This window comes from Asanoa siamensis, assembly GCF_016862555.1.
Lineage (GTDB): Bacteria > Actinomycetota > Actinomycetes > Mycobacteriales > Micromonosporaceae > Asanoa > Asanoa siamensis.
Genome location: NZ_BONE01000004.1, coordinates 132,244 through 157,607, shown reverse-complemented (window position 1 = coordinate 157,607; position 25,364 = coordinate 132,244). Strand labels below are relative to the sequence as shown.

General features: G+C 72.7%; 27 protein-coding genes. 10 read left to right on the top strand and 17 right to left on the bottom strand.

The annotated features are described in order from the left end of the window. The first annotated feature begins 10 nt into the window (after window positions 1-10). Window positions 11-652 carry a TetR/AcrR family transcriptional regulator gene (locus Asi02nite_RS04415; protein WP_203710823.1) on the top strand — a complete coding sequence of 214 codons (642 nt, stop codon included), beginning with the start codon at window positions 11-13 and terminating at the stop codon, window positions 650-652. Window positions 653-658: 6 nt separating this feature from the next. Here Asi02nite_RS04415 and Asi02nite_RS04410 read toward each other — a convergent pair whose 3' ends face one another. Genes Asi02nite_RS04410 through Asi02nite_RS04375 form a run of 8 tightly spaced genes read right to left on the bottom strand, consistent with a single transcriptional unit; the run spans window position 659 to window position 7,814 of the window. After that, the gene (locus Asi02nite_RS04410) at window positions 659-2,257 is read right to left on the bottom strand and encodes an alkaline phosphatase family protein (RefSeq protein WP_203710822.1); all 1,599 of its coding nucleotides are present in this window, start codon (window positions 2,255-2,257) and stop codon (window positions 659-661) included. Further along, on the bottom strand, window positions 2,254-2,886 hold the full coding sequence (locus Asi02nite_RS04405; protein WP_373312144.1) for a GTP cyclohydrolase II: 633 nt from the start codon (window positions 2,884-2,886) through the stop codon (window positions 2,254-2,256). Before Asi02nite_RS04405 ends, Asi02nite_RS04410 begins: the two co-directional genes overlap by 4 nt. An 11-nt stretch (window positions 2,887-2,897) precedes the next feature. Then, the gene (locus tag Asi02nite_RS04400) at window positions 2,898-3,590 is read right to left on the bottom strand and encodes a RibD family protein (RefSeq protein WP_203710821.1); all 693 of its coding nucleotides are present in this window, start codon (window positions 3,588-3,590) and stop codon (window positions 2,898-2,900) included. After that, complete coding sequence (locus Asi02nite_RS04395; RefSeq protein WP_203710856.1) at window positions 3,583-4,596, bottom strand: lysylphosphatidylglycerol synthase transmembrane domain-containing protein; 1,014 nt, start codon at window positions 4,594-4,596, stop codon at window positions 3,583-3,585. The genes Asi02nite_RS04400 and Asi02nite_RS04395 overlap by 8 nt, the downstream gene beginning before the upstream one ends. 26 nt (window positions 4,597-4,622) lie before the next feature. Continuing rightward, window positions 4,623-5,414: a class I SAM-dependent methyltransferase gene (locus Asi02nite_RS04390; protein ID WP_239126461.1), complete on the bottom strand. Its 792-nt coding sequence runs from the start codon at window positions 5,412-5,414 to the stop codon at window positions 4,623-4,625. An 11-nt stretch (window positions 5,415-5,425) separates the two neighbouring features. Then, entirely contained in the window at window positions 5,426-6,433 is a 1,008-nt protein-coding gene (locus Asi02nite_RS04385) for a glycosyltransferase family 4 protein (protein ID WP_203710819.1), read from the bottom strand. Then, window positions 6,430-6,828, bottom strand: a complete 399-nt coding sequence (locus Asi02nite_RS04380) for a 6-pyruvoyl trahydropterin synthase family protein (RefSeq protein WP_203710818.1) — start codon at window positions 6,826-6,828, stop codon at window positions 6,430-6,432. Before Asi02nite_RS04380 ends, Asi02nite_RS04385 begins: the two co-directional genes overlap by 4 nt. Before the next feature lie 8 nt (window positions 6,829-6,836). Then, window positions 6,837-7,814, bottom strand: a complete 978-nt coding sequence (locus tag Asi02nite_RS04375; protein WP_203710817.1) for an MDR/zinc-dependent alcohol dehydrogenase-like family protein — start codon at window positions 7,812-7,814, stop codon at window positions 6,837-6,839. Between the two features lie 81 nt (window positions 7,815-7,895). Here Asi02nite_RS04375 and Asi02nite_RS04370 point away from each other — a divergent pair, with 81 nt between their 5' ends. The 5 genes from Asi02nite_RS04370 to Asi02nite_RS04350 all read left to right on the top strand — a co-directional run bounded on the left by Asi02nite_RS04370 (window position 7,896) and on the right by Asi02nite_RS04350 (window position 14,425). Beyond that, a complete protein-coding gene (locus Asi02nite_RS04370) occupies window positions 7,896-8,630 on the top strand; it encodes a CDP-alcohol phosphatidyltransferase family protein (protein WP_203710816.1) in 735 nt (244 codons plus the stop codon). A gap of 43 nt (window positions 8,631-8,673) precedes the next feature. Beyond that, window positions 8,674-9,615 (top strand): uroporphyrinogen decarboxylase/cobalamine-independent methonine synthase family protein, encoded by a 942-nt coding sequence (locus tag Asi02nite_RS04365; RefSeq protein ID WP_203710855.1) that lies wholly within the window; start codon window positions 8,674-8,676, stop codon window positions 9,613-9,615. 21 nt (window positions 9,616-9,636) lie between these two features. After that, entirely contained in the window at window positions 9,637-9,999 is a 363-nt protein-coding gene (locus tag Asi02nite_RS04360) for a VOC family protein (protein WP_373312143.1), read from the top strand. 65 nt (window positions 10,000-10,064) lie between these two features. Then, window positions 10,065-12,188, top strand: coding sequence for an NAD-dependent DNA ligase LigA (ligA, locus tag Asi02nite_RS04355; protein ID WP_203710815.1), 2,124 nt, complete (start codon window positions 10,065-10,067; stop codon window positions 12,186-12,188). 164 nt (window positions 12,189-12,352) lie between these two features. Then, window positions 12,353-14,425: a putative bifunctional diguanylate cyclase/phosphodiesterase gene (locus tag Asi02nite_RS04350; protein ID WP_203710814.1), complete on the top strand. Its 2,073-nt coding sequence runs from the start codon at window positions 12,353-12,355 to the stop codon at window positions 14,423-14,425. Window positions 14,426-14,648: 223 nt separating this feature from the next. Here Asi02nite_RS04350 and Asi02nite_RS04345 read toward each other — a convergent pair whose 3' ends face one another. The 3 genes from Asi02nite_RS04345 to Asi02nite_RS04335 form a co-directional block, all read right to left on the bottom strand. Further along, window positions 14,649-15,050 carry a hypothetical protein gene (locus Asi02nite_RS04345; protein WP_203710813.1) on the bottom strand — a complete coding sequence of 134 codons (402 nt, stop codon included), beginning with the start codon at window positions 15,048-15,050 and terminating at the stop codon, window positions 14,649-14,651. A gap of 350 nt (window positions 15,051-15,400) precedes the next feature. After that, complete coding sequence (locus tag Asi02nite_RS04340) at window positions 15,401-16,240, bottom strand: SCO6745 family protein (RefSeq protein ID WP_203710812.1); 840 nt, start codon at window positions 16,238-16,240, stop codon at window positions 15,401-15,403. Between the two features lie 40 nt (window positions 16,241-16,280). After that, complete coding sequence (locus tag Asi02nite_RS04335; protein ID WP_203710811.1) at window positions 16,281-17,024, bottom strand: FkbM family methyltransferase; 744 nt, start codon at window positions 17,022-17,024, stop codon at window positions 16,281-16,283. Window positions 17,025-17,101: 77 nt separating this feature from the next. Between Asi02nite_RS04335 and Asi02nite_RS04330 the strand changes: the two genes are divergently transcribed. Next, on the top strand, window positions 17,102-18,472 hold the full coding sequence (locus tag Asi02nite_RS04330) for a ferredoxin reductase family protein (protein WP_203710810.1): 1,371 nt from the start codon (window positions 17,102-17,104) through the stop codon (window positions 18,470-18,472). Here the strand turns inward: Asi02nite_RS04330 and mnmA are convergent. From mnmA to Asi02nite_RS04300, 6 genes are all read right to left on the bottom strand, one after another. Beyond that, window positions 18,469-19,539 (bottom strand): tRNA 2-thiouridine(34) synthase MnmA, encoded by a 1,071-nt coding sequence (gene mnmA, locus Asi02nite_RS04325; RefSeq protein WP_203710809.1) that lies wholly within the window; start codon window positions 19,537-19,539, stop codon window positions 18,469-18,471. The two genes, Asi02nite_RS04330 and mnmA, sit on opposite strands and share 4 nt — an antisense overlap. Window positions 19,540-19,560: 21 nt before the next feature. Beyond that, window positions 19,561-20,727 (bottom strand): cysteine desulfurase family protein, encoded by a 1,167-nt coding sequence (locus Asi02nite_RS04320; protein WP_203710808.1) that lies wholly within the window; start codon window positions 20,725-20,727, stop codon window positions 19,561-19,563. Between the two features lie 79 nt (window positions 20,728-20,806). Further along, a complete protein-coding gene (locus tag Asi02nite_RS04315; RefSeq protein ID WP_203710807.1) occupies window positions 20,807-21,766 on the bottom strand; it encodes an electron transfer flavoprotein subunit alpha/FixB family protein in 960 nt (319 codons plus the stop codon). Window positions 21,767-21,782: 16 nt separating this feature from the next. Then, window positions 21,783-22,559 (bottom strand): electron transfer flavoprotein subunit beta/FixA family protein, encoded by a 777-nt coding sequence (locus Asi02nite_RS04310; RefSeq protein WP_203710806.1) that lies wholly within the window; start codon window positions 22,557-22,559, stop codon window positions 21,783-21,785. A 176-nt stretch (window positions 22,560-22,735) separates the two neighbouring features. Continuing rightward, window positions 22,736-23,131: a hypothetical protein gene (locus Asi02nite_RS04305; RefSeq protein ID WP_373312142.1), complete on the bottom strand. Its 396-nt coding sequence runs from the start codon at window positions 23,129-23,131 to the stop codon at window positions 22,736-22,738. A gap of 2 nt (window positions 23,132-23,133) precedes the next feature. After that, window positions 23,134-23,931 carry a GNAT family N-acetyltransferase gene (locus Asi02nite_RS04300; protein WP_203710805.1) on the bottom strand — a complete coding sequence of 266 codons (798 nt, stop codon included), beginning with the start codon at window positions 23,929-23,931 and terminating at the stop codon, window positions 23,134-23,136. An 11-nt stretch (window positions 23,932-23,942) separates the two neighbouring features. Here Asi02nite_RS04300 and Asi02nite_RS04295 point away from each other — a divergent pair, with 11 nt between their 5' ends. The 3 genes from Asi02nite_RS04295 to Asi02nite_RS04285 all read left to right on the top strand — a co-directional run bounded on the left by Asi02nite_RS04295 (window position 23,943) and on the right by Asi02nite_RS04285 (window position 25,214). Beyond that, window positions 23,943-24,344 carry a YidH family protein gene (locus tag Asi02nite_RS04295; protein WP_203710804.1) on the top strand — a complete coding sequence of 134 codons (402 nt, stop codon included), beginning with the start codon at window positions 23,943-23,945 and terminating at the stop codon, window positions 24,342-24,344. A gap of 130 nt (window positions 24,345-24,474) precedes the next feature. Beyond that, a complete protein-coding gene (locus Asi02nite_RS04290; RefSeq protein ID WP_203710803.1) occupies window positions 24,475-24,756 on the top strand; it encodes a DUF202 domain-containing protein in 282 nt (93 codons plus the stop codon). Between the two features lie 50 nt (window positions 24,757-24,806). Next, a complete protein-coding gene (locus tag Asi02nite_RS04285; protein WP_203710802.1) occupies window positions 24,807-25,214 on the top strand; it encodes a PLD nuclease N-terminal domain-containing protein in 408 nt (135 codons plus the stop codon). Window positions 25,215-25,364 lie beyond the last annotated feature (150 nt).

Sequence of the window (25,364 nt, the reverse complement as noted above, 5' to 3'; positions counted from 1 at the left end):
CAGTAGTGAGGTGGCCGACGCACAACCCATCTGGAACCGACCCGCCCGCGGCGCCCGCGGACCCGCGCCCTCGCACAGCCGGGCGGAGATCGTGGCGGCGGCGATCGCCATCGCCGACGCCGACGGCCTGCCGGCGGTCTCGATGCGCGCGGTCGCGGCCAAGCTGGGCACGGCGGCGGGCGGCCTCTACCGCTACCTCTCGTCCCGCGACGACCTGCTCGACCTGATGACCGACCGCGCGGTCGGCGAACTCGAGCCCTATCACGACACGAGCGGGGACTGGCTCGACCACCTGGTCGCCCTCGGCCGCGCCCAACTCGACCTGCACCGCCGGCACCCGTGGCTGGCCGACGTCATCCAGCGCCCGTCCGCGGTCGGCCCGCACGCCCTGTCGTTCTTCGACCGCTGCCTGGGCGTGCTCGCGCCGCTCGACGCCCCGACCAGCGCCAAGTTCGAGGCCATCGCCCTGATGACAGGCACTGTCGTGCTGTTCAGCCGGAGCGCGGCAACCGGGCCGAACCCCTTCGCCGGCCTCGACCCCACCGCCCACCCACACCTGGCCGCGGCGCTGGCCAACCCCAGCGACCCCGGGCGCCAGGACCTCTTCGACCACGCCCTCCGCGGCCTCCTGCGCGGCCTGCTGACGCCGTGAACGACCTCAGGGAGTCGCGAACGCCGCCAGGAACCGGTCGCGGAAGGCGTCCATCCGCCAGACCGGCCCGTCGGCGACGGGCGCCAGGCCCGGCGACCAACCCCAACTCGAGATCCGCGGCAACACCTTCGGATCCTTGGCGATCACGGTGATCGGCACGTCACGGTTGGGATCCGGCCCCGTGATGATCGGCGACGGCTGGTGGTCGCCCAGCATCACCATCACCGTGTTCTCGTCGCCGTACTTCTCCATGTAGGACACGAGGCTGTCGATCGAGTACTCGACCGTACGCCGGTAGTTGTCCTTGACCTTCGACGCGTCCTCGTTGTCGATCTCGCCGGGATTGCCGCCGCGCCCGCCGTTGCCGGGATAGGTCGAGCCGTCGCCCAGCGTGTCCCAGTCCATCATCGGCGGCACCGGGTCCCACGGCGCGTGGCTCGACAGCAGGTCGATCTCGGCCATCACCGGCTGCCGCTGCGACAACGGGCGGGAAAGCTCGAAGTTGCGGAACGCGTGCATCGTGAACTGGTCCGGGATCGACGAGAACGCGAAGCCCTGGCCCTTGTAGCCGAGCGTACGGTCGTCGTACTCCTTGTCCCAGCCGTAGATCTTCCCCTCGGGCCAGTCGCGCCGGTTGGCCGGCATGACCGCCACCGTCCGCCAGCCCGCCTTCGCGAACGCGGTCGTCAGCGTGTAGCGCGAACCCTCCGTGAACTTCCCGTACCGCCGCTGGCTGTCGATCCACAGCCCCGACTGGAACGTCGAGTGCGCCAGCCACGAGCCGCCGCCGATCGTCGACGACGTCAGCCACCCGCTGCCGGTCTGGAAACCCGCCGCCGACAGCGCCGCCGAGCGCGACGCGAGCAGGGAGGCCGTCTGCGGATAGTTCACGGCGTCGCGGCCGTAGCTCTCGACGAACGCGAAGATGACGTCCTTGCCCCGCAGGCCCTGCAACAACCGCTCAGGCGGCACGTCCCGGTACGCGTCGGTCGCCTCCTCCCGGTCGTACGCGGCCTGGTCGCCGAGGTCCTCGCGCAACTGCGCCGCGTGCCCGTAGGCGGCCGCCGCCGTCGACCGCCCCGCGACCGGCACCCCGGGCACCACGTGGACGCCCAGCACGGCCAGCGCCACCCAGGCCACGCCGAGCACCGCGACCACCCGCAGCGCCAGCGACCGCCGGACGGCGACGACCCGGGAGAGCCGCAGGATCGACAGGGTCGCCAGCACCGGCACCGCGACCGCCAGCACGATCGCGAGGATCACCGCCACGACGGCGCCGGTCTTCCCGTACGACTCCGAGACCCACTCCGAGGCCGCCCGGAACAGCGACCAGTCCGAGAGCGGATCGAACTGCCGCGAGAGCGTGACGCCGAAGCCCAGGTCGAGCATCTTGAGGATCGTCAGCGCCCCGAGCAGCACGCCGGCGACGATGCCGGCCACGGTGCGGGCGCGGCCCGGCAGCAGCACCACGACCGCGACGCCGACCAGGGCCTCCAGCGGGATCACCACGATCGCCCACGGGCTCAGCGCGGCGAAGTCGTCCGGCAGGAGCAGGAGCAGCAGGACGAAGAAGGCGGCCAGGCCCGTCAGGATCCTGCCTTTCACGATGCGAGCCAGTCCGGTTCGACGGTACGGCGGGCGTGCCGCGCCTTGGCGGCGAGGTAACCCGCGTTGGCCGGGGACAGGTGCAGCCGGGTCGCCACCCGCTTGGTGACCGTCACCCCGAGCGAGGTGAGCTGCTCCTCCTTGTCGGGGTTGTTGCTGAGCAGGGCGATCCGCCGCACGCCGAGGGCGGCCAGCATCTGCGCCGCGACCGTGTAGTCACGCTCGTCCTCGCCGTGCCCGAGCGCGAGGTTGGCCTCGTACGTGTCCATTCCGGTGTCCTGCAACGCGTACGCGTCGAGCTTCGCGTAGAGGCCGATGCCGCGCCCCTCCTGGCGGAGGTAGAGCACGAGCCCGCCGGCACCGCTGATCCGCTCGACCGCCTCGCGCAACTGCGGGCCGCAGTCGCAGCGCTCGCTGCCGAAGACGTCGCCCGTCAGGCACTCGCTGTGCGGCCGCACCAGCAGCGCCTCGTCGCGGGCGAGCCGGCCACGCCAGTCGCCCAGACCGAGCGCGATGTGCTCGCGGCCGTCGGCGAGGCCGTGGAAGGAGAAGACCTCCGCCGTCGTCGCGTAGCCGTCGGGGAACCGAAGGGGGACCGATACCTGCGTGCGTATCGTCGCGTCGTCCATCAATCTCCTCATCAGACGGTGCCGAACCGGGGCGAGAGCGCGTATCGCAGCAACACGACGTCGCCGACCTGGCGGACCTCGGCCAGGGTCGCCCGGCGCTCCTGGCTCCAGGGGAACTCCCCGTCGCCCACGAAGCGGGGTGCCTTGGAGTCACCGACGAAGAAGGGCGCCACCACCAGGTGCAGCTCGTCGGCGAGCTGCGAGGTCAGGAACTGGGTGTGGATGCTGCCGCCGCCCTCGACCATCAGCCGGGTGACTCCGCGTGTGTAGAGGTCTTCGGCGACCAGCCGCAGGTCGACCGGCTGCCCGCCGTCGACGATGGTGGCGTGCTCGCCCAGGCGCCGCCGGGCCTGGTCCACAGTGGAACTCGCGCAGTAGACGAGCTTCTCGCAGTCGCCCTCGCTGAAGAACGCCGCGTCCGACTCGAGGCCGGCACCTTCCGTGACGGTCACCTTGCGCGGCGTCGGGTGCTGGCCGCGGGCCACCCGCTGGGCCCGGTGCTCCGCCGACTTCACGATGAGCCGCGGGTTGTCGCGGCGGACCGTCTCGGCGCCGACCAGGATCGCGTCGCAGCCGGCCCGGACGTGGTCGACCCGGTCGAAGTCGGCCGCGTTGGAGAGCAGCAGCCGCTCGTCGGCGGTGTCGTTGACGTATCCGTCGATCGACATCGCGCAGCTCAGCAGGATGTAAGGTCGCTCAGCCATGGCCGTGTCCCATTCGCCGGTGGACGCCGCTGTCCAGTAGCTCATGTTCCAGCATGACCGGTTTCCGCGCAGCGCGGCGCCGGTCGGCCCAGCGCAGCACCAGCACCACGGCCCCCGGCAGACTCGCCACCAGCGCCAGCACGCCGAACACGACGGCCGTCGCGACGCCCTGGCCCGAGGTCAGCCCGGCCGCGCCGAACGCCCAGGCGGCGACGCCCTCGCGGGGCCCCCAGCCGGCGATGTTGCAGGGCAGCGCCATGGCCAGCAGGGCCAGCAGCGTGAGCGGCGCGAGCAGGTGCAGCGGGGCGGTCGCCCCGGCGGTCCGGGCCGCCACCAGGAAGGTGATCAGGTGCCCGGCCAGCACGACGGCGGTCGTGAGCAGCACGCCGAGGCCGGTACGGGCGTCGGAGATCCCGGTGCGCCCGAGCAGCCGGTGCATCCGGCCCTTCACGAGCCAGACGAGCAGCGCCCCGACGGCCAGTGCGCCGACCGCGAGCGGCATGTGCGCGCGCACCGGGGACGGGAACACGGCCAGCGTCACCACGGACAGCACGATCGTGATCACGAAGCCGGCCGTCCGCTCGACCACGACCGCGCGTACGCCCAGCGCGACGTCGCCGATGTCCTTGCCGTGCCGGACCGCCCGGTGCACGTCGCCGACCACGCCGCCGGGCAGCGTGGTGTTGAGGAACTGGGCCCGGTAGTAGGCGCCGACCGCCTCCCGCAACGGGATCGCGACGCCGAGCCCGCGGGCCACCAGCGCCCAGCGGTACGCACAGGCCACGGTGGTCAGCACGCCGATCCCGAAGGCGAGGGCGATCGCCGTGGCGTCGACGCCGCGCAGGCCGTCGAGGAACGGTCCGCTGCCCAGCCGCCAGACGAGCACGGCCAGCACGCCCACGCCGGCGGCGAGCCGGACCCAGCCCCAGACGCGGGACCGCAGCGCGGACCTGGCGGGCTCGGCGGGCGCAACAGCGACAGCGACCGGCGCGGCCTGCTGGACGATCCGGACCGGTGGTGCGGCGGTCGTCGTCACGGCATCGCCAGCAGGTCGACGTGGTGGACGGTCACGGCGAGCCGGCCCTCGGCGATCTCCGCCAGCCGCCGCCGCGCGTACCCGTCGGCGGGTTTGCCCAATGCCGGCACGTGCTCGACCGCCGCGGCCAACCAGTCCCGGAACCACGGCGTGACCAGGTCCTTGTCGTCGGCGCCGAGCTCCCACGGGCTGGGCCGCAGCGTCGTCGTCATGCCGTGCCGGCCGAACGCGTCGTCCAGGGCGGCGACGGCGTCCGGGCCGAGCAGCGCGCGCCCGCCGACGATCCGCCGCTGGTGCGCATTGAACGCGGCCGCGACCTCGGCGTCGAACGGGTCGGCCGGGGACAGCTCCACCCGCCCGACGACGGAGAGCGTGATCAGGGCGGGTACGCCGGCCCCGGCGCAGGCGGCCGCCATCGCGTCGATCTCGGCGACCGTCAGGATGTCGATCAACGCGGACGCGGTGACCAGGTCGGCGCCGGCCAGGTCGGCGGCGCTCAGCGTGCCGATGTCGCGCTGCCGGGTCGCCCCGGTGACGCCGGCGGGCTTGCCGGACATGGCCGCGCCGAGCAGGTCGGCGTCGCGGTCCCACATGATCCAGTGCTGCCGGGCGGGGAGCTGCGGCGCGAGCCAGCGGGCGGCCGCGCCGGTGCCGCAGCCGAGGTCGTGGATCACCAGCCGGTCCGCGCCGGCGAACCGCTCGCGCACCCGCGCGACCAGCTCGGCCGAGCGTGCGGCCGCGTCGGCGGCCTCACGCAGACGCAGCCAGTTGGGACTGACCCTGGGCATCAGGACACTCGTCATCTGCTCGTGCTCTCCCGCATCGCGACCGTGGACAGGACATCGGAGGCCAGCGCCGCGGTGGCCGGCCAGCCCGGCAGCGTCGGACGACGCAGCAGGGCCGACGAGCGCAGCGCGGCGCGGGCGGAGGGTTCGGACAGCCAGCGCCGCAGCGCGGCGGCGAGCGCGGCCGGGTCGCCGGGCGGCACCAGCACGCCGGGCCGGCTGCCGTCGGGCGCGTGGCCGAGCGTGTCGGGCAGCCCCTGGGCGGTGGTGGTGAGCACCGGGATGCCCCGGGCGAGGGCCTCGGTCACCACCATGCCGTACGAATCGGCGCGGGACGGCAGCACCAGCAGGTCGGCGTCGGCGTACGCGGCGTCGAGATCGGCACCGACCAGCGGGCCGGCGAACCGCATCCCCGCCGGGGCCCGGCCCCGCACCTCGCCCGCGTAGCCGGGCTCCCGTTCGAGCGAGCCGACGCACAGGCAGCTCCAGCCGGCGTCCGGCAGCATGGCCAGCGCGTCGGCCAGGACGTCCTGGCCCTTGTGCGGCAGCACGGCGGCCACGCACAGGAGCCGGGACCCGGTCGCGCTGGGCGGCGTGACCGGGGCCGGCTCGACGCCGGGGGGTGCGGCGGTGGCCGCCACGCCGTAACGGCTGGCGACCTCCCGCCGGCACCATTCGCTCGTGGTCAGCACCGCGTCGGCGGCGTGCAGCACCTCGCGCTCGCCGGGAACCCCGAACAGCATGTGCACGAGCACCACGAGCCGGAGGCGGCGGACCCTTTCGACCGGCACGCCGGCCGCCAACAGTCCGTCGACGACGGTGACCGCGCCGTCGGGCAACGCCTCCAGCACCGGGCCCAGCGGCGCACCGACCGGAACCGGGTGCTCACGCACCGTCCAGCCGATCGCCCGCAGACCGTCGAGGACCCTGCGGTCGTACGCGTTCCCACCACTGGGGACCGCGGGGTCGTCGATGTCGTCCGGCACGATGACGTGTACGCCGCCCGGCGGCGAAAGGTTCACAGCGATCGCTCGTAGCTCGCCCACGCGATGTGCGACTCGTGCAGTGTCACGGTGATGCCGGCCAGGTCACGGCCCCCTTCGCCGAGGTCTCCGGCCAGCGCCTTCTCGGCCAGCCGGTCGGCGATCACCTTCGCCAGCACCTCGGTGGTCGTGTTGACGCCCTTCAGCGTCGGGTCGTCGTCGAGGTTCCTGAGATTGAACTGGCCGACGACGGCCTTGAGCTCGTCCGAGGCCTTGGCGATGTCGACGACGATCCCGTCGGCGTCGACGTCGGCCCGGCGGAAGGTGGCGTCGACCAGGAAGGTCGCTCCGTGCAGCTGCTGGGCGGGCCCGAAGACCTCACCGCGGAAGCTGTGGGCGACCATCATGTGATCGCGCACCGTGACGCTGAACATGTGTTTCTCTACTCTCCGTAGGTGATGACGTGGCACAACCCGGCCAGGCTGCCAGACGCGAGTTCCGGTAGCACTTCCGGCAGTCGCTCGAACGGGTGCTCGGCGCTGACCAGCGCGTCGAACGCCGGATCGCGGAGCAGGTCGAGGGCGATCGCCAGCCTGTCCGAATAGGACCGACTGGACCGCCGGGCCGGCGCGACCATGCCGACCTGGCTCGCCCGGATGCGCAGCCGTCCGGAGTGGAACCCGGCGCCGAGCGGGACGGTCACCTCGCGGTCGCCGTACCAGCTCAGCTCCACCACGGTGCCCTCCGGCCGGAGCAGCTCCAAACTTCGACGCAGGCCCGCCTCCGACGCGCTGGCGTGGAACACGAGATCGCGGCCGGTGGCGGCGTCGTCCGGATGGGCGAACCCGACGCCCAGCGCCGCCGCCGTCGCGGCCCGCGCCGGGTCGACGTCGACGAGCTCGACCGCGACGCCCGGGAACCGGGCCAGCAGGCGCGCGACGCCGCAGCCGACCATGCCACCGCCGACCACGGTGACCTTGTCGCCGACCAGCGGCGGGGCGTCCCAGAGCGCGTTGACCGCGGTCTCCACCGTGCCGGCCAGCACCGCGCGGGACGGCGGCACGTCGTCGGGCACCGGCACGACCGCCGACGCGGGCACGACGTACGCGCTCTGATGCGGGTAGAGGCAGAAGACCGTGCGGCCGCGCAGCTCCGCCGGACCCTCCTCGACCACGCCGACGTTGAGGTACCCGTACTTCACCGGGCCGGGGAAGTCACCCTCCTGGTGCGGCGCACGCATGGCCGTATGCTGGCTCGCTGGCACCAGGCCGCGGAACACCAGCGTCTCGGTGCCCCGGCTGACGCCGGAGCGGATCGTGCGCACGCGCACCTCGTCGGGGCGAGGAGCCGGGACAGTGGCCGGTCGGATCTCGCCGGTGCCCGGTGTGACCACCCAGAATGCGCTTTCCGTGGAGGTCATTCGTGGCTCTCCGTCATGTTCATGAACCGAACATTCCCATCTCCCGTACTTCCATGTGCCGCTACACGACACGGAGGAACGATGCGCCTGGTTCGATCCGGCCCCCTGGTCGGCATGTTTGCCCAGTTCAGCGTGCTTGCTGCGGTGGGGGCCGCGGTTGGTCTCGGCACTGCCGGCTGGTTCGCCGGCATCGCGTACGCGCTTGTCACCATGATCCTTCTCCAACACGGACTGTCATCGACCGGACTCAAGAGGTACGGGCCGGCCGACTGGGTGACGGCCGCCCGGACGATCTTGATCGGTGTGGTCGCGGCGCTGGTCGTCGACTCCCTCGACCACGCGCCCGCGGTCGGTGCGATCGTCGGCCTGGTCGTCGTAGCCCTGCTGCTCGACGGCGTGGACGGGCAGGTCGCCCGGCGTACGCGCTCGTGCTCGGCGTTCGGCGCCCGGTTCGACATGGAGGCCGACTCGTTCCTGCTGCTCGTGCTCAGCCTCTACGTCGCCCGGTCGGCCGGGTGGTGGGTGCTGGCGATCGGCGGCATGCGGTACGCGTTCCTGCTCGGCATCTGGTCGACCCGCTGGATGAGCGGCACGCTCCCGCCCCGCTACTGGCGCAAGGTGGTCGCCGCGACCCAGGGCATCGCGCTCGTCACCGCGACCGCGGGCATCCTGCCGTTCCGGGTCAACCTCGTGCTGCTGCTGGTCGCGTTCGCGCTGCTGGTCGAGTCGTTCGGCCGCGACGTCATCTGGCTCTGGAAGGACGGTCACCCCGTCACGCGTACCCGCGTGATCGGTAGGCTCGTTCCTCGTGAGTGATCCTTGGCCGTGGGCGGCCGGCAGCGCGACGGGCGTCGGCTCGATGCCCGGCACCGACATCGCCGAGGCGCAGCGGATCGTCCTCGGCGAGCTGCCCGACCTGCCCCACCTGGCCGAGTTGCCCGACCGGGGGCCGGGCGCCGACATCGTCGGACGCACGGCCGCGTTCCTGGTCGACCTGCCGGTCGAGCTCTACACGGGCCGCTGGCGGGTGGCCGCCCGGCCCGGGCGCGACCTGCGTCGCGCGCTCGACCTGCTGGAGCGCGACCTGGACCAGCTCACCGAGCAGGGTGACGGCTACACGGGCGTCGTCAAGGTGCAGGCGGCCGGGCCGTACACGCTGGTCTCGAACGTGGATCTGGCCGCCGGCGGGCGGCTGCTGCGCGACCCGGGCGCGGTCCGCGACCTGACCGCGTCGCTGGCCGAGGGGCTGCGGGGGCACGTCGACGACGTGCGGCGGCGGTTGCCGGGTGCGACCGTGCTGCTGCAGGTCGACGAGCCGTCGCTGCCGACGGTGCTGGCCGGGCGGGTGCCGACGGAGAGCGGGCTGAGCGCCTATCGGCCCGTCGAGACGTCGGTCGCCACGGACGCGCTGCGGTCGCTGGTCGACCGGGTCGGGGCGCCGGTGGTGTTCCACTGCTGCGCGGCCGACGTACCCGTGTCGCTCCTGGTCGCGGCCGGTGCTTCCGCACTGTCGCTCGACCTCTCGCTGGTCACGGCGCTGGATCCGCTCGGCGAGGCGATCGACGCCGGCGTCGGTCTGCTGGCCGGCGTGGCGCCGACCAGCGGTGCGCGGGCGCCGGACCACAAGGATCTGGTCGATCGGGTACGGGCGGTCTGGGGTCAGCTCGGCTTCGGGCGGGACCTGCTCGGCCGCCAGGTCGTGGTCACGCCGACGTGCGGCCTCGCGGGCGCGTCCGTGTCCTACGCCCGCGACGTGCTGGCGGCCTGCCGCGACGCCGGACATCGGCTGGTCGAGGAGTAGCCGGCGGCGCGGTGGGGAAAGATGTCCCGCATGATCGGCCGCCTCTACAACGTCGTGATCGACTGTCCGGATCCTGCCGCCCTGGCCGGTTTCTACAGTGAGCTGCTCGGCATGCCCGTCACGCACAAGCGCGAGGACTGGGTGGTGGTCTCCGACGACCACGTCCGGATCGCCTTCCAGGCGGCGACCGACCTGCGCGAGCCGCGCTGGCCCGACCCCGAGCGACCGCAGCAGATGCACCTCGACGTGATGGTCGACGACATCGACCGGGCGGAGGCGGCGGCGATCGCGCTGGGCGCCAAGCGGCTGCCGGGCGACGGGGCGGATTTCCGGGTCTTCGAGGACCCGGCGGGACACCCGTTCTGTCTCGTTTTCGAGGTCTGAGCTTTTGTCGTACCGGCGGGCTAGGTTGCTTTGAGAGAGCAGCACTAGTCCGGAGGTGTGACGGCGTGTCCGAGGACGCCCTTTCCCAGTCGGTGACGCCCGCCCAGGCGGCGGCCGCGGGCAAGGAGCCGCCTGCCTCCGCGCGGGAGCGGCACAAGTCGCTGGCCGAGGAGATCGACGGGCACACCTACCGCTACTACGTGCTCGACGCGCCGACGGTCTCCGACGCCGACTTCGACGCGCTGATGCGCGACCTGATCGCGCTCGAGGACGAGTTCCCCGCGCTGCGCACCCCGGAGTCGCCGACCCAGCGGGTGGGCGGGTTCACCACCGAGTTCCGGGCCGTCGAGCACCTGGAGCGGCTGCTCAGTCTCGACAACGTGTTCAGCACCGAGGGGCTGGCGGCCTGGGCCGAGCGCACGGTTCGCGACGCGGGTGGCCCGGTGCGGTTCCTCTGCGAGCTCAAGGTCGACGGCCTGGCGATCAACCTGACCTACGAGCAGGGGCGGCTGGTCCGCGGTGCGACGCGCGGCGACGGGCGCACCGGTGAGGACGTCACCGGCAACGTCCGCACGATCGCGGGCATCCCCGAGCGGCTCACCGGCACGGACGTGCCCGACCTGCTGGAGGTGCGCGGCGAGGTCTACTTCCCGATCTCGGCCTTCGCCGACCTCAACGCCGGCCTGGTCGAGGAGGGCAAGGCCCCGTTCGCCAACCCGCGCAACGCGGCCGCCGGCAGCCTGCGCCAGAAGGACCCGCGGATCACCGCCTCACGACCGTTGCGCATGGTGGTCCACGGCATCGGCGCCCGTCGGGGCTTCCAGCCGAGGTCGCAGTCCCACGCCTACGAGTCGTTGCGCCGGTGGGGCCTGCCGACCAGCGACCGGTGGAAGGTCGTCGACGACCTCGCGGGGGTCGACGACTACATCGCCTACTACGGCGAGCACCGGCACGACGTCGAGCACGAGATCGACGGCGTGGTGGTCAAGGTCGACGAGATCGCGCTGCAGGGCCGGCTCGGCTCGACCAGCAAGGCCCCGCGCTGGGCGATCGCGTTCAAATACCCGCCGGAAGAGGTCAACACCAAGCTGCTCGACATCCAGGTCAACGTGGGCCGCACCGGCCGGGTGACCCCGTTCGCCGTGCTCGAGCCGGTCAAGGTGGCGGGCTCGACCGTCGCGCTGGCCACGCTCCACAATGCCCGCGAGGTCGAGCGCAAGGGCGTGCTGATCGGCGACACCGTCGTGCTGCGCAAGGCCGGCGACGTCATCCCCGAGGTGCTCGGCCCCGTGATCGGGCTGCGCCCCGACGACGCCCGGGCGTTCGAGATGCCCACGCACTGCCCGAGTTGCGGCACGCCGCTCGCCCCGGCCAAGGAGGGCGACGTCGACATCCGCTGCCCCAACGCCCGGTCGTGCCCCGCGCAACTCCGCGAACGGGTCTTCGCCCTGGCCGGGCGGGGTGCCCTCGACATCGAGGTGCTCGGCTACAAGGCGGCGACCGCGCTGCTCGAGTGCGGCGTGATCACCGACGAGGGCGACCTGTTCGACATCGACGCGCTGGCGCTGCGCGACTGCCCGTTCTTCGTCAACAAGGACGGCACGCTCGGCAGCAACGCGGTCAAGCTGCTCGACAACCTCGAAGAGGTCAAGGCGCGCCCGCTCTGGCGGGTGCTGGTCGCGCTCTCCATCCGGCACGTCGGCCCCACCGCGGCCCAGGCGCTGGCCCGCCACTTCGAGTCGGTCGAGCGCATCGACGAGGCGTCGGTCGAGGAACTGTCCGGTGTCGACGGCGTGGGCCCGACGATCGCGGTGAGTCTCAAGGAGTGGTTCGCGGTCGACTGGCACCGCGAGGTGGTGCGCAAGTGGGGCGCGGCCGGCGTCCGGATGGCCGAGGAGCGCACCGACGAGGGTCCGCGGCCGCTCGAGGGCCTGACGGTCGTGGTCACCGGCACGCTCGCCGAGTTCTCCCGCGACCAGGCCGCCGAGGCGATCGGCAGCCGGGGCGGCAAGGTGACCGGTTCAGTATCCAAGAAGACCGACTTTGTCGTCGTAGGCGACAATCCCGGCTCCAAGTACGACAAGGCCGTGTCCCTCAAGGTCCCCATCCTCGACGAGGCTGGCCTGCGCGTTCTTCTCTCCGACGGGCCCGACGCGGCCCGTGCCGCTGCGGTGAGTGACGACTCCTGAGCTGACTGCTATCGGCAGAAAGCTGCCCGCTTGCCGTGTATTCCAACTTAATCACGACTCTGTCCGTTTCGCTCGGTTGGCAAATGGCGCCCATAAAGTGGGATCTTTAGTGGACTTTGGCCGGCGCCGGGGGGCGCGCGCTGTGGGGCGAGCGGGGAGGTGCGATGGACGCTGCCGCGCGGCGTAACACCGTTCCCGCCGAACGGGCCGCGTCGTTCTTCACCTTCGTCGCCGTCGTCGTCGCCCTCGCCGTGCTCGTGTGCGCGGTGCCGATCAGCCGATTGCCGCAGGAGCTACCCGGGCTGCCAGCCGCCTTCTGGGTGATGGCGACGCTGGCCGTCCTTTGTGACTACCGGCCCTTCGCGCCGCCCGGCCGCCGGCAGAGCTCCGCGGTCTTCCCGTCCATCTGCTTCACCTTCGCGATCCTGCTCGCCTGGGGTCTCGGCCCGGCGGTGCTCGTACAGGCCGCCGCGGTCGTCGTGTCCGCCACGCAGTTGCACCACACGACCTGGCGCGCGATCTTCAACATCGCCCAGTACGCGCTGGCGCTGGGCGCGGCCGAGGCGGTCCTGGTCGGCCTGCAGGAGACCGCGTTCGCCGAAGGGTCCGGTCCTGTCTGGATCGACGTGGTCGCGGCGACCGTGGCGGCCGTCGCCTGGTTCGTCGTCAAGTACGGCACGGTGACCGTCGCGGTCCGGCTGCACTCCGGCGGCAACTGGTGGAACACGTTCCGCCAGGGCATCGCGTTCGAGTCGCTCTCCGTCGGCGCGCTGCTGCTGCTCGCGCCGGTCCTGGTCGGCGGGCCGGCGTCGCGGAGCGTCGCGCTGATCCCGCTGATGCTGGTGCCGCTGTTCGCGGTCTACCGCATGTCGCGGCTGTCGTCCGAACAGGAGCATCTGGCCCGGCTCGACCCGCTCACCGGCCTGGCCAACCGTAAGGCGCTGCTCTCCGAGGTGCAGGAGCAGGCGACCCTGCACGCGGCCCGGGCGGCGGCCGGCGCGCCGGACCGGCACTTCGCGCTGCTGCTGCTCGACCTCGACCGGTTCAAGCACGTCAACGACGCCCTCGGGCACGCGGTCGGCGACCAGTTGCTGATCGAGGTGAGCGGCCGGCTGGAACGCCTCGTGGGCCGCAACGACGTGGTCGCCCGCCTCGGTGGCGACGAGTTCGCGATCCTCACGCCCCGGCTGACCGACGCGGCCGAGGCGCGTGCCCTGGCCGACCGCATCGTGGCGACGCTGTCGGAGCCGGTCGCCCTCGACGGCCTGCCGCTGGACGTGGCGGGCTCGATCGGCATCGCGCTCTACCCGGAGCACGGCGAGGACTTCGCGACGCTGATGCGGCACGCGGACGTCGCGATGTACGACGCCAAGCACCGCCGCGACACGGTCGTCGTCTACGCGCCGGAGTCCGACCACAACACGCCCGAGCGGCTCAGCCTGCTCGGCGACCTGCGGCGGGCGCTCGACCCCGACCTGGCGGCCACACCGGCGGCCGGCGAGATCACCATGTACTACCAGCCACAGATCGAGATCCAGACCGGCGCCGTGGTGGGTGTCGAGGCCCTGCTGCGCTGGCGGCACCCGAAACGCGGCATGGTCGACCCCGAAGAGCTGATCAAGGTGGCCGAGCAGAGCGCGGTGATGCGGCTGCTGACCCGCCGCGTGGTCGACGACGTCATCGAGCAGCTCGCGAAGTGGCAGGCGGCGGGCGTCTGCCTACGGGCCGCGGTCAACGTCAGCATCCGCGACCTGCACACGCTGGAGATCGTCGACCAGATCAGGGACCGCCTGGCGCGCTTCGCCGTACCGGCCGACCACCTGCAACTGGAGATCACCGAGGGCGCGCTGATGGCCGACCCGCGCCGGGTGCTGGCCACGATCTCGGAGCTGGCGAAGCTGGGGGTGGCGATCGCCCTCGACGACTTCGGCACGGGCTACTCGTCGATGCAACACCTGCGCCGGCTGCCGCTGACGGAGGTGAAGGTCGACCGCTCGTTCGTCCTGGGCATGGCCACGGACGCCGACGACCACGCGATCGTCCGCACGGTCATCGACCTGGCGGGCGCTCTGGGCCTGCGGGTGGTCGCGGAAGGCGTCGAGGACGAACGCACGTGGCGCCTGCTCCGCTCGGTCGGCTGCCACGTGGCCCAGGGCTGGTTCTACGCCCGCCCGATGCCGGCGGACGAGCTGGCAGAGTGGCTGGGCCGCTACCGCCCGCTCAACCCGGGCGCGTAACGGCAGATCCGCGGCACTCGCGGTCGGCGCCAGCCCACGCCACCGGCTGACCCGCCGCCTCACAGCCACGATCGCCACCGTCGACGCCAGGCCGCGCCGCCGTAAGGCCCGCCCGCCGCTCCGCACTTCCGGTCTGGCCACGTCGGGGTGAGGGCCGTGCGTGGGTGGACATGCCACGGTGGCGGGCGCCAGGCCCGCCACCCTTCGTGGTTCCGCTTTCAGGTCAGGCGGCCCGCAAGGGCTCGCTCTCCTGCGGCGTGTTCTTCACGACCAGCTCGTGCACCACCCGCTCGGTCGTCACCTCGTGGCCGACCAAATCGGCGACAGCCAGCGCCCCGAGCAGGGCCGCGTTGGCGAAGACCAGCCAGGTCTGCGTGGCGCCCGTGAAGGTCAGGGCGGCGACCAGGGTCCAGAGCCCGGCCACCGCGAGGAGGCCGTGCCCGACCCGCCAGGCCGGCTGGGTCGCCCGGGCGGCGCTGAGACCGCCCACCAGCGTCACCGCTGCGCCGACCGCGAAGGCGAGCCACCCCGCCGTGCCGGCGGTGAAGGTCATCGCGGCCACCAGCAGGAAGACGCCACCGAGCAGGAAGAACATGTCCAATGCGAAGCGCGGCGTGAGTTTCATCGTTGACACCCCCTGGCGCCACGCACCCGTGACGCCTGCTGTTGCGAAGGCGGGTCGTGGCGGGAGCGCCCCGGGACGGCTCGTCAGGTCCCGCGCCCATTCCGCGGTTCCTGTTGAGGAAAACCTCGTGACCTGCGGCTTCATGCCCACGGACGCTGTCTCACCGCTCACACCGCGGAGGCACGTTCGCCTACTGCCGCTACAGGTCGATCGACAACGGCCGGCTGACGGACGTCGCGGCGCGCTCCGTCGGAAACCAAGCCGGTCCCGCCAGCTATGCCGACGGACGTCCCGACCGGGAACGCCACCCGATCCGCGCCGGGGCCGGCAACCCGGCGCTCCGCCAACGTCTACTCCACCGGCGGCAGGCCGATCGGCGTCTCGGTCGGCAGCGCCGCGCGGGCGCGGACCGACAGCGGCCGGAGCACCTCGCGCAGGCGGGCCACCCCGCGCTCGCCGAGGTGCTGCCAGGGTGCGGCGGCCAGGCGGTCCGTGATCGACTCGATCTCGTCGCGGGCGTCCAGCGCCTCCTTGGTCGCCGCCCCGGACCCGTCGAGCCAGCCGCGGTCGCGCAGGCGCGCCGCCGCGGCCGACCATTCCTCGTCGGACCAGCCGCGGGCCGGCTGCAGATAGGCCCGGCGCTGGTCGATCGACGATCGCCAGACGCCCGTCTCCGCCCCGTCCAGGCCCGCCACCAGCAGCGCCGCCACGTGGCCGTCGCCGCGGTGTTCGCGCAGGATCGTGGCCGCCTGCCAGAGCACGTCGATCGGGTCCGTCGGCCACGGCAGGGCCGCGTTGGCGGCGCCCAGCGCGCGGCCCGCCGTCGGCACCGCGGACGCCGCCTCGCGCAGCAGCGCCGCGGCCTCGTCGACCGGGCCGGCGTCGGCGAGCAGCGACTCCAGCGACTTGCGGGCGCCCGCCGCGCGGGCCGCCAGCGCCTCCGCGGGCGTCGCCCGCGACCACACGTCGGGCAGCGCCCGAGCCACCATGCCGGGCGCGAAGCCCCAGAACAGCGCGGTCACCGGCGCCGCGTCGACCGCGCCCAGCGGGGCGGCGCGGCCCGCGAAGTAGCCGCGCCAGAAGCCGCGCAGGTTGGCCGCCTCGAACGCCGCCCTCGCCTCCGGCGCGAAGTAGGTGACGTCGTGGATCGGCTCGAACAGCGTCCACATCGTGCGCGGCAACGAGTCCATGCCGTGGACCGTACCGGCGGCCACGGTCAGAGAACCAGACTCACGACGTGCGTAGGCGGGCGTAGACGTCGCCGGAGCGGCCCGTCGGGCGCACCTCGCCGAGCAGCGCGACCAACTCCGCCGCCGTCAGCCACGACGGCCGTGCCCAGCGCATGGTCTCCACCGGCGAGTAGTTGTATTCGTAATCGCCCAGCGACTCGACCTGCCCCAGCACCGCGAGGCCGGCGTCGTGCGCCATCGGGAGATATTCGAAGCTCAGCGCCCGGACCGGCTGCGAGAGCCCGGCCAGCACGTCGGCCTCGAAACCCTCCACATCGATCTTGCAGAACGCCGGTACGCCGTACTCCCTGATCATGTCGTCCAAGGTCGTGACCGGCACCTCGACCGTGCGGTCCCAGCGGACCTTGGCGAAGCTGCTGTCGGTGGCGACCGTGTCACGCCACGCGGTCGAGAGCGTCGAGACCGTGGGCGTCGCCGTCGAGAGCGCGAGTTGCGCCGTCCCCGGCGCCGCGCCGACCGCGACCGGCGCGATCACCACCTGGCCGTCCCGGCCGAAGAAGGTGCGCAGCACCCGCAGGCAGTCGGGCTGCGGCTCGACGGCGATGACCCGGGCACCGAGCTTGCGCCAGGCCCGGACCCGGCTGCCGACGTGCGCGCCGATGTCGAAGGCGACGTCGCCGGGCCCGAGGAACTGCCCGTAGAAGCGGACGAGCCGACGGTGCCGGCCGGGCTGGCCGTGATAGATAACCAACGATCGGGCGATTCCCCACGCGCGGGTGAGCATGCAGCGACCCTAGCTGAACTACTCTCGCCGGAATCCCGTAGTCATATCGAGGAGCACCACCGACAGGAGATTCACTGATGACCGCTGCCGACGCGACCGCCTCGCCGACGGCCCGGGCCGGTCGGGCGGCCACCCCCAACCAGGCCCGGATCGCGCGGATCGCCGTGTGGGCCGGCTTGGCGTTCAACGTGGTGGTCGTCGAGATCCTGTTCTTCACGGGCGCACCGGCGAAGAACGACCTGATCGGCATCGCCAAGTTCTGCGCCCTGCACGCCGCGCTGCTGATGATGCTGCAATTCCTGCTGGTGGCCCGCCTGCCGTGGCTGGACACCTGGATCGGCCCCGACAAGCTCACCGCCTGGCACCGCTGGACCGGGTTCGCCCTGTTCTGGGCGGTGGTGCTGCACGCGAGCTTCATCCTGACGGGGTACGCACGACTCAGCGACATCTCCGTGCTCGACCAGATCGACGTCTTCCTCGGCATCCCGCCGACGCTCTACGGCATGCTCGCGGTCTCGGTCATCGTGGTCGTGGTGGCACTCTCCGTGCGGTTCGCCCGCCGCCGCCTCTCCTACGAGCTCTGGCACACGATCCACATGCTGCTGTACGCGGCCGTCGCGCTCGCCCTGCTGCACCAGCTCTACGAGGGCAGCAGCTTCCGGGCCAACCCGCTGACCACGGCGTACTGGTGGGGGCTCTGGGGCCTGGTGATCGTCTCCCTGCTGCACGGGCGGGTGGTCACGCCGCTGCTCCGCAACGCCCGGCACAAGCTGCGGGTCGCCGCCGTGGTGCCGGAGGCCCACAACGTCACCTCGGTCTACGTCACGGGGCGTGACCTGGCCGGGCTCGAGGCGCGGGCCGGCCAGTTCTTCGTCTGGCGCTTCCTGACCAAGGGCCGCTGGTGGCAGGCCAACCCGTTCTCGATCTCGTCGACGCCGGACGGCCAGGTGCTGCGACTGACCGCCCGGGCGGTCGGGAAGACCAGCGCGGGGCTACGGGACCTGCCGGTCGGTGCGAAGGTCTTCGTCGAGGGCCCGTACGGCGCGTTCACCACGCTGCACCGCACCCGCGAGGCCACGCTGCTCATCGCGGGCGGCGTCGGCATCACCCCGATCCGGTCGCTGCTCGGCGAGCTGGACGGTCCGGTGACGGTGCTCTACCGGGTGCCCCGCGAGGAGGACGCGGTGCTGCTCGCGGAGTTGGAGCACTACGTCACCGAGCAGGGCGTCACACTGCACGTGCTCGCCGGCCGCACGGGCTCGGGCCTGCCGCCGTTCCAGCCCTTCGCGCCCGCGAGCCTGACGGCGCTCGTCCCGGACATCATGGACCGCGACGTGTACGTCTGTGGGCCGCCCGCGATGACGGACGCCGTGCTGCGGTCGCTGAGGGAGATCGGGGTGCCCAAGCGCCAGGTGCACGCGGAACGCTTCGCCCTGGCGGGCGACTAGCGGATCGTGGCCGAGCCGAGGACGATGTCGCCGGCCGCGTCCGGACGGTAGGCCACCACCGCCTGGCCGGGCGCGACCCCACGCGCCGGGCTCCGCAGCGATGCGACCAGCGCGCCGTCCTGAAGCGTGACGACCGCGGGCACCGGGGTGCCATGCGCGCGCAACTGCACCTCGCACTCCACCGGCCCGTCCGGCAGCGCGCCGCCCGTCCACACCGGACGTTCGCCGGACACCGTCGACACCTCGAGCGCCTCGACCGGCCCGACCGTCACCGTGTTGGTCACCGGTGTGATCGACAGGACGTAGCGCGGCTTGCCGTCGGGTGCCGGGACCCCGATGTTGAGGCCGCGGCGCTGACCGACCGTGTAGCCGTAGGCGCCCGCGTGCGAGCCGACCACCGCTCCGGTCAGCGCGTCGACGATGTCGCCGGGCTCCTCCCCCAGCCGGTCGGCCAGGAAGCCGCGGGTGTCGCCGTCGGCGATGAAGCAGATGTCGTGCGAGTCGGGCTTGTCGGCCACCGACAGGCCGCGCGCGGCGGCCTCCTCGCGGACCTGGGCCTTGGTCGTGTCGCCGAGCGGGAACATCGACCTGTCGAGTTGCTCGCGGGTGAGGACGGCCAGCACGTACGACTGGTCCTTGGCGAGGTCGACGCTGCGCCGCAGCAGGCCGTCGGCGCCGAGCCGGGCGTGGTGCCCGGTGACCACGGCGTCGAAGCCGAGCGCGATCGCCCGGTCGAGCACCGCCGCGAACTTGATCTTCTCGTTGCAGCGCAGGCAGGGGTTCGGGGTGCGGCCGGCGGCGTACTCCGCGACGAAGTCGTCGACGACGTCCTCGTGGAAGCGGTCGGCCATGTCCCACACGTAGAACGGGATGCCGATCACGTCGGCGGCCCGCCGGGCGTCCCGGGAGTCTTCCAGCGTGCAGCACCCCCGCGCCCCCGACCGGTAGGTCTGCGGGTTGCGGGACAGCGCCAGGTGCACGCCGGTGACGTCATGCCCGCCCGCCGCGGCGCGCGCGGCGGCCACGGCGGAGTCGACCCCGCCGGACATCGCTGCTAAAACCCTCACGGCCGCAAGGGTACGCGCTGCCTAGCGGGACGACTTGATCATTCCCGCGCGGCGGGCCCGCTCCACCGCCGCCGGCAGGGCGCTGATCAGGGCGTCGACGTCGGCCTGGGTCGAGGTGTGGCCCAGGGTGAAGCGCAGCGAGGAGCGTGCCCGGTCGTCCGCGTTGCCCATCGCGAGCAGCACGTGGCTCGGCTGGGCCACCCCGGCCGAGCAGGCGGAGCCCGTCGAGCAGGCGACGCCCTGGGCGTCCAGGAGGAGCAGCAGCGCGTCGCCCTCGCAGCCCGGGAAGGAGAAGTGCGCGTTGCTGGGCAGCCGGTCGACCGGGTCGCCGTTGTAGATCACGTCGGGGACGACCCCGCGGACGCCGGCGACCAGTGCGTCGCGCAGGGCGGAGACGCGGGCCGCGTACTCCCGCTGGGTCTTGACGCTGGTCTCGACCGCGACCGCGAACGCGACGATGCCGGGCGCGTCGAGGGTGCCGGAGCGCACGTCGCGCTCCTGGCCGCCGCCGTGCGACAGCGGCGTGACAGTGACGTCGCGGCCGAGCAGCAGCGCGCCCACGCCGACCGGGCCGCCGACCTTGTGGCCGGTCACGGTGAGCGCGGCGGCACCGCTCGCGGCGAAGTCGACCGGCACCTGGCCGACCGCCTGCACGGCGTCGGTGTGGAACGGCACCTTGGCGGCCGCGGCCAACGCGGCCAGGTCGGCGACCGGCTGGACCGTGCCCACCTCGTTGTTGGCCCACATGGCGGTGACCAGGGCGACGTCGTCGTCGAGGGCCTCGGCCAGGGTGGCCGGGTCGACCTTGCCGGCCGGGTCGACCGGCAGCCAGGTGGCGACGGCGCCCTCGTGCCGGACCAGCCACTCGACCGAGTCGAGCACGGCGTGGTGCTCCACCGCGCTGGCGATCACCCGGATCCGGCCCGGACTCTCCGCCCGGCGCGCCCAGAAGATGCCTTTGACGGCGAGGTTGTCGGCTTCGGTGCCACCGCCGGTGAAGATCACCTCGGAGGGCCGGGAGCCGAGGGCGGCCGCGATCCGCTCGCGGGACTCTTCGACGTGCCGGCGCGCGCAGCGCCCAGCGGCGTGCAGCGACGAGGGGTTGCCGACCTCCCGGGCCGTGGCGGCGTAGGCCTCGATGGCCTCGTCGAGCATCGGCGTCGTGGCGGCGTGGTCCAGGTATGCCATCACGGTTCAGCGTAGCCCCGTGCGGTCCTTACCACCCGCACCGCCCGGCCACGCTGGCGTGGCCGGGCGGAAGGGCAGGTCACTTGCGCTTGCGGATCTCCTCGGCGGCCTGCGGGACGACCTTGAACAGGTCGCCCACCACGCCGTAGTCGGCCAGCTCGAAGATGGGCGCCTCGGCGTCCTTGTTGACCGCGACGATCGTCTTCGAGGTCTGCATGCCGGCCCGGTGCTGGATCGCGCCGGAGATGCCCAGTGCGATGTAGAGCTGCGGCGAGACGGTCTTGCCGGTCTGCCCGACCTGGAACTGGTGCGGGTAGAAGCCCGAGTCGACCGCCGCGCGGGACGCGCCGACGGCGCCGCCGAGCAGGTCGGCCAGCTCCTCGACCAGCTTGAAGTTGTCGCCGCTGCCGACGCCGCGGCCGCCGGAGACGACGACCGACGCCTCGGTCAGCTCCGGGCGGGAGCCCTTCTGCTCGACGACCCGGTCGACGACCTTGGCCAGCGTGTCGGCCGCGCCCAGGCTGACCTCGAGCGCCTCGACCTGCGGGGTCGCGGCCGCCGGGGTGGGGGCGATCGAGTTGGGCCGGACGGTGGCCAGCGGGATGCCCCGGCTCACCTTCGACTTGACGATGACCTGGCCGGCGAACGCCGGCTGGGTGGCCACACCGTCCGCGGTCAGCTCGACCACGTCGGTGAGCAGGCCGTTGTCGAGCTTGACGGCGAGCCGGCCGGCGATCTCCTTGCCCTCCTGGGTCGAGGGCAGCAGCACCGCCGCGGGCTGCACGCGGGTCACGAGCGAGGCCAGCGCGGTCGCCTTCGGCGAGACCAGGTGACCGTCGATCTCGTCGCCCTCGCCGGTGTAGATCTTCTCCGCGCCGTACTCGCCGAGCTTCTCGCTCATCGCCGCCGCGGCGCCGCTCGCGCCGAACACGACCGCCGCCGGCGACCCGATCTGGCGCGCCAGCGTCAGCAGCTCGAGCGTGACCTTCTTGACCGTGAAGTCGCGGGTGGCCTCGACCAGGACCAGTACCTCAGCCATGTTTGCCTCCCCCTGCTCAGACGAACTTCTCGGACGACAGGAACTCGACCAGCGCGGCGCCGCCGTTGCCGTCGTCGGCGACCTTCTGGCCACCCTGGCGCGGCGGGCGCTTGGCGTGCTCGACCACCTCGGAGGAGGCGCCGGCGAAACCGACCTCGCCCGCCTCGATGCCCAGGTCGGCCAGCGCGAGCGTCTGCACAGGTTTCTTCTTGGCGGCCATGATGCCCTTGAAGGACGGGTACCGCGGCTCGTTGATGGTGTCCCAGACACTGACGACGGCGGGCGTGGCGGCGGTGACGACCTCGTACCCCTCCTCGGTCTGGCGCTCGATGGTCAGCGTGCCGCCGTCGACGGTCAGCTTGCGGGCGCCGGTCAGGGCGGCGATGCCGAGCCGCTCCGCGATCATGTGCGGCATGACCTGCACCCGGCCGTCGGTGGACTCGGCGCCGGCGATGACCAGGTCGGGGTTGAGCGTGCCGAGCGCGGCGGCCAGCACCTTCGACGTGCTCAGCGCGCACGAGCCGTGCAGCGCGTCGTCGATGACGTGGACGGCCTTGTCGGGGCCCATCGACAGCGCCTTGCGGATCGACTCCGCGGCGCGCTCGGGGCCCATCGTGAGGATCGTGACCTCGCCGCCCTCTGCGGCCTGGATCCGCAACGCCTCCTCGATGGCGTACTCGTCCATCTCGTTGATGACGTTGTTGGCCGACTGACGTTCGACCGTGTTGTCGCCAGCGAGGCCGCGCTCCGAGCCGGAGTCAGGCACCTGCTTGACGAGGACGACGATATTCATGCGTTTCGACGACCCTCCTGGTTGGGTTAACGCTCATTCAGGCCGCAGCCTGCCGGGCGGTCGAGCGCCCGGTCAATCGCGGGGCGGTGTGGAGTTGCCCACCTGACACCCAGCGCTAACTTACCCGCCAGTAGGGTCCACTCCGCCGAGCATCAGCGTGACACGGGTCACGCCGGTCAGGCGAGCGCGGCGCGCACCTTGGCCAGGACGGCCGCCTCGGACGCGTTGACACCGTGGCTGGCCTCGGCGGCCCGCTGCGCCGCCGCCAGCACCGCGTCGCGGTAGTTGTCGACCTCGTCGGGCGCCTTCGCCCGCAGGATGCCCAGCGACGCGGTCAGCGCCGGCAGCACCTCGGCCTCCACCCCGCCCGGGTCCTTGCGCGGGAAGCGGGGCAGGCTGCCGCTGGTCAGCACGTCGCGGGCCAGCCCGCGGGCGCCGGTGAACGCACCGGAGGCGGCGACGCTCTCGCGCAGCATCGACAGGAAGCCGGGATCGGCGTTGGAGACGAGGTAGACCACGCCGAAGGCCGCCCGTTTCAGGGTCGCCCGCTCGTGATCGGTCAGCTCAGCCACGATCACGGATGGTAGACGTAGGGCGTGGTGGTGGTGACCGCCACGAAACCCAGGCGTTCGAGGATGGGGCGGCTGTCGGCGGACGCGTCGACCTGGAGCAGCGTGTAGCCGTTGGCCGCGGCCAGCCGGGCCCGGTGCGCGACCAGCGCGCGGTAGATGCCGCGCCGCCGGTAGGCCGGCAGCGTCGAGCCGCCCCAGAGCGTGGCGAACGCGGTGCCGGGCACGAAACGGACCCAGCCGGCACTGACCACCTCGCCGGTCTCGACGTCCTCGGCGACGGTGACGGCGAGGTCGGTCGGGTGGTGGGTGATCTCCTCGTGCAGCATGTCGGCGATCCAGGACCGGTCGTCGGACCAGACCGCCTCCTCCATCCGCACGATGCGGTCGAAGTCGGTGCGGTCGGTGACATCACGCAGGCGTACGCCGGTCGGCAGCACCGGCAAGGCCGCCGCCAGCGGGGCGACCGGGCCGATCACGACGGTCTCCAGCTCCTCGGGCTCGAAGCCGTGGGCGGTGAGCCGCTCCGCGAGGTCGGCCGGCTCGTCGTGCGCGTGCAGCTTCCACTCGACCTGCTCGCTCCGGTCGCGGAAATGGTCACGCTGGCGCGCGATCAGCGCGTCGAGCTCCGGGCCGGCGAGGCCGCCCAGGTCCTGGTAGACGATGTAACCGCCGCCCATCATCCCGGACGCCCGCTTGACCGGGCCGTCGAACTCGACGGTCACGCCGGGCAGCTCGGGATCGAAGGCACGGAGCTGGCTGTCGTAGGCGGCGCGCAGGGCGGGGATGTCCAGTTCGGTCACCGACCCAGGTTATGGGGTCCTGTCGAGGCAATAATCGAACCGTGGTCACGCGGTGGTTCGATCCCCAGGACGAGGGTGAGACGCCGGACTACCGGTTCTCGCTGGCCAACGAGCGTACGTTCCTCGCCTGGATCCGCACCGCGCTCGCGCTGGTCGCCGGCGGGCTGGCGGCGGCACAGTTCCTGCCGGTGCTCGGCATCGCCCACCTCCGCGAGGTGATCGCGGTGGCACTGCTCGTGCTCGGCGGCTTCGTCGCCCTGCGCGCGGTCGACCACTGGGCCCGCGCGGAGCGCGCGATGCGGCTGCGCCGTGACCTGCCGCCCTCGCGCTTCCCGGCCCTGCTGTCCATCCTCGTCGCCGTCGGCGCGCTGCTGCTCGTCGCCGCCGTCCTGGTGCAGGCCGCCCGTGCCTGATCCGGCCCCGCAGGGGTCCGGGCCGACTGACGGTCCGCCTGATTCGGCCCCGCCGGGGCCCGGGTCCTCCAGGCCGACTGTCAGTCCAGGCCTCGGAAGCCACACAGTCGTCGACACGGGGGTCGCCTGGGTGCGCACCCGGCTGGCCTGGGGGCGCACCATGTTGACGCTGTCGGTGACCGCGGTGCTGGCCGCCCGGTTCGCGGTGCGGCACGGCGCGCCGGGCGCGGTGTTCGCCGCCGTCGCGATCGCCGGGTGGGGCGTGGCCGGGCTGTGGGCACTGGGCCGCGTGCGGCAGCTCTCGGGCAGCTCGCGGCCCGTCTCCGGGGCGACGCCACGGATGCTGCTCATCGCCGCGCTGATCGCGCCGGCGTATGCCATTCTCGGCCTGTTGATGCTCTTCCTGCTCTGAAGAGCCCTCCGGGGTGGCCTCGACCGGGGCGGGCGGTCCATCATGTCCGCATGGTGCGCCTCTACGGTCTTCTCTTCGTGGTCCAGCTCGTGCTGGCCGTGGCCGCGCTGATCAGCTGCCTGTCCGCCGACGAGGGCGAGATCCGGGCGCTGCCGCGCCTCGTCTGGGTGCTCATCATCCTGTTCTTCCCGCTGGTCGGCGGCATCGCCTGGTTCCTCGCGGGCCGGCCGCGGCGGCAGGGGCAGGCCGCGGGCGGGCAGTGGCGGGCCGGCGGTGGTTTCCCCGAGAAGGCACGGCCACGCCCGCAGGCGCCCGACGACGACCCCGAGTTCCTCAAGTCGCTCGACCAACGCCCCGCGGACGACAAGGAGATGTTCGACCGCTGGGAGGCCGACCTACGCCGGCGCGAGGAGGACCTGCGCCGCGAGAAGGAAAAGGAAGACCCGCCCCGCGGTTGACCAGGGCGCGAGCAGAGGGAGGACGCGGCCCCCCGTTGGCCGCGTCAACCCCCCTCGGCGGCCGGCTGCGCGCAGGGCGAAGCGGCCGATGCCTACTGTGCAAGGCCGATGTTGGATCTGCGTTGGCTGAACCAGCAAGGGATGGCGCAC

Coding starts and splice junctions, on each gene's coding strand:
- Asi02nite_RS04360 (WP_373312143.1), top strand. CDS start 9,637: ATGTCCCGCATGATCGGCCGCCTCTACAACGTCGTGATCGACTGTCCG.
- Asi02nite_RS04330 (WP_203710810.1), top strand. CDS start 17,102: ATGACCGCTGCCGACGCGACCGCCTCGCCGACGGCCCGGGCCGGTCGG.
- Asi02nite_RS04340 (WP_203710812.1), bottom strand. CDS start 16,240: ATGGACTCGTTGCCGCGCACGATGTGGACGCTGTTCGAGCCGATCCAC.
- Asi02nite_RS04335 (WP_203710811.1), bottom strand. CDS start 17,024: ATGCTCACCCGCGCGTGGGGAATCGCCCGATCGTTGGTTATCTATCAC.
- Asi02nite_RS04365 (WP_203710855.1), top strand. CDS start 8,674: ATGCCCGGCACCGACATCGCCGAGGCGCAGCGGATCGTCCTCGGCGAG.
- Asi02nite_RS04375 (WP_203710817.1), bottom strand. CDS start 7,814: ATGACCTCCACGGAAAGCGCATTCTGGGTGGTCACACCGGGCACCGGC.
- Asi02nite_RS04380 (WP_203710818.1), bottom strand. CDS start 6,828: ATGTTCAGCGTCACGGTGCGCGATCACATGATGGTCGCCCACAGCTTC.
- Asi02nite_RS04405 (WP_373312144.1), bottom strand. CDS start 2,886: ATGGACGACGCGACGATACGCACGCAGGTATCGGTCCCCCTTCGGTTC.
- Asi02nite_RS04350 (WP_203710814.1), top strand. CDS start 12,353: ATGGACGCTGCCGCGCGGCGTAACACCGTTCCCGCCGAACGGGCCGCG.
- Asi02nite_RS04400 (WP_203710821.1), bottom strand. CDS start 3,590: ATGGCTGAGCGACCTTACATCCTGCTGAGCTGCGCGATGTCGATCGAC.
- Asi02nite_RS04390 (WP_239126461.1), bottom strand. CDS start 5,414: ATGCCCAGGGTCAGTCCCAACTGGCTGCGTCTGCGTGAGGCCGCCGAC.
- Asi02nite_RS04285 (WP_203710802.1), top strand. CDS start 24,807: ATGGTGCGCCTCTACGGTCTTCTCTTCGTGGTCCAGCTCGTGCTGGCC.
- Asi02nite_RS04345 (WP_203710813.1), bottom strand. CDS start 15,050: ATGAAACTCACGCCGCGCTTCGCATTGGACATGTTCTTCCTGCTCGGT.
- Asi02nite_RS04310 (WP_203710806.1), bottom strand. CDS start 22,559: ATGAATATCGTCGTCCTCGTCAAGCAGGTGCCTGACTCCGGCTCGGAG.
- Asi02nite_RS04320 (WP_203710808.1), bottom strand. CDS start 20,727: ATGGCATACCTGGACCACGCCGCCACGACGCCGATGCTCGACGAGGCC.
- Asi02nite_RS04295 (WP_203710804.1), top strand. CDS start 23,943: ATGGGGTCCTGTCGAGGCAATAATCGAACCGTGGTCACGCGGTGGTTC.
- Asi02nite_RS04315 (WP_203710807.1), bottom strand. CDS start 21,766: ATGGCTGAGGTACTGGTCCTGGTCGAGGCCACCCGCGACTTCACGGTC.
- Asi02nite_RS04370 (WP_203710816.1), top strand. CDS start 7,896: ATGCGCCTGGTTCGATCCGGCCCCCTGGTCGGCATGTTTGCCCAGTTC.